This window comes from Methanobrevibacter boviskoreani JH1 (assembly GCF_000320505.1).
GTDB classification, from domain to species: Archaea; Methanobacteriota; Methanobacteria; order Methanobacteriales; family Methanobacteriaceae; genus Methanarmilla; species Methanarmilla boviskoreani.
On the sequence record NZ_BAGX02000030.1, the window covers coordinates 1 to 1624 of the forward strand.

Below are 1624 nucleotides of genomic sequence, written 5' to 3' on the forward strand. Positions count from 1 at the left end.
GAGCGTTATAGAAAATATTCCAACAAATAAACTTGGAAAACGTTTTGCTGTTGCAAACTTCATTACTTCTCAAAATATTGCTCAGTTTAGAAATGGATTTATTAGTGGTATTGGAAAAAAGTAGATGGCACCAGTAAAACTTATACTGTGCATTATACTATTAATGACGGTACAAATCCTATTACTGGTGCAATTGTAACATTGAAAAATAAAGTTACTGAAGAGGTATATACTAGTGGAAAATCTGGATCTACTGGTGGTTGCAATATAAATAATGTTCCTGTAGGATCATATGTTGTAACTGTAGAATGTACTGGTTATACTACTATTACAAATGATTTGGATGTTGAAGGTAATGCAGATAAAATTGCAACTTTAACTGTAACAATATAAAAGAAAGATAATTATTAAAAATTAAAGGTTATTTAAAATGAGTAATTTTGATTTTAATGTTGATGGATTAAAAATTTACCTTAAAATGAATAAGATAACTTTGGATTTAACTGATGAAGAATTAATTAATTTGTGTGAAGTTAAATTAAATCAACTTGAAGGTTTAATTGGAATAAATATTAATCCAAAAGTAAATACTATTTACATTAATAATTTTTCATCCGATGTTATTTTTCTTGATTATTATCCTGTAATCTCAATTCAAAAATTAACTATTGATGATAAAGAATTGGATTCAAATGATTATAATATTGTCTTAAAGGAAGGTATAATATATTTTAATCATATTTTTAAAGGCAAAATTGAATTAGAATATCTTGCTGGTTTTACTCAACAAGAATTTAACAGTAATATTCAATCATTATTATATGATATCATATTATACACATTTCAAAAAGCAGATAACCAATTTGGTGAAATATCCTCAATAACTGAAGGTAATGTGTCTATTTCATATAATTCAAATACCTCACTTTACACACAAATCAATAATAAAATTAATTCTTTAAAAAATAAGTATCATTGTAGGTGTGTGATGTTATGAATTTATTCTTCCCAAATGCTAAAATCCGTGTTTACAGATATACTGAAACTGGAGATTATGATGATGATGGAGAACCCGAATTTGTAAATAAATTCATTGCAGAATATACAGCAGATATTCAGAAAAAAAGATTTGATAATGAAAACTCCGAACATGGTAATGAACAAAAAAATCAATATATAGCAAATCTTGAACCATCAGCAAACGTTCAAGAAGAAGATATTATTCTTTATAACGGACAATATTTTAAAGTTTATGGACGTCCAGCATTATGGGATCATTTCTTAAATCATATGGAATTAGAATTAATTGAATTACGTGTACCTCCAATAAAATTAGAAGATTAAAAACATTACTCATTCTTTTTTTAATTTAAAAAATTTTTTTTACTTTTGGATATGGATTAATATGTTAGGTTTTAAAATTGATATAACTGGATCTGGAATGGAAAAATTATCACAAAAAACATATTCCGCAATCCTTTCTGATGTTCTCGATGAGGTTATTGATGAAGCAGAACGTGAAATGAAAAAACCAGGTGAAGGTGTAGCTGGGGGGAAAAATCCAAGTGGAGGAGCTCCTGTAGATACTGGAAATTTAAGGGGAAGTATTGTTTCTGATAAAGGT

Annotated in this window: 4 protein-coding genes; all 4 read left to right on the forward strand. The window is 27.0% G+C overall.

The window, feature by feature from the left end; genetic code table 11:
- Positions 1–147: 147 nt before the first annotated feature.
- Positions 148–393: a carboxypeptidase-like regulatory domain-containing protein gene (locus ON24_RS07760; protein WP_040682544.1), complete on the forward strand. Its 246-nt coding sequence runs from the start codon at positions 148–150 to the stop codon at positions 391–393.
- Positions 394–430: 37 nt separating this feature from the next.
- Positions 431–997, forward strand: coding sequence for a hypothetical protein (locus ON24_RS07765; RefSeq protein WP_040682545.1), 567 nt, complete (start codon positions 431–433; stop codon positions 995–997).
- On the forward strand, positions 994–1344 hold the full coding sequence (locus ON24_RS07770) for a hypothetical protein (RefSeq protein WP_040682546.1): 351 nt from the start codon (positions 994–996) through the stop codon (positions 1342–1344). Before ON24_RS07765 ends, ON24_RS07770 begins: the two co-directional genes overlap by 4 nt.
- Positions 1345–1405: 61 nt before the next feature.
- On the forward strand, positions 1406–1624 hold a 219-nt coding region (locus tag ON24_RS07775; protein WP_040682547.1), incomplete at its 3' end, for a hypothetical protein.

Bases quoted from the DNA above. Each gene is read 5' to 3' on its own strand.
- ON24_RS07765 (WP_040682545.1), top strand. From the start codon at position 431: ATGAGTAATTTTGATTTTAATGTTGATGGATTAAAAATTTACCTTAAA.
- ON24_RS07770 (WP_040682546.1), top strand. From the start codon at position 994: ATGAATTTATTCTTCCCAAATGCTAAAATCCGTGTTTACAGATATACT.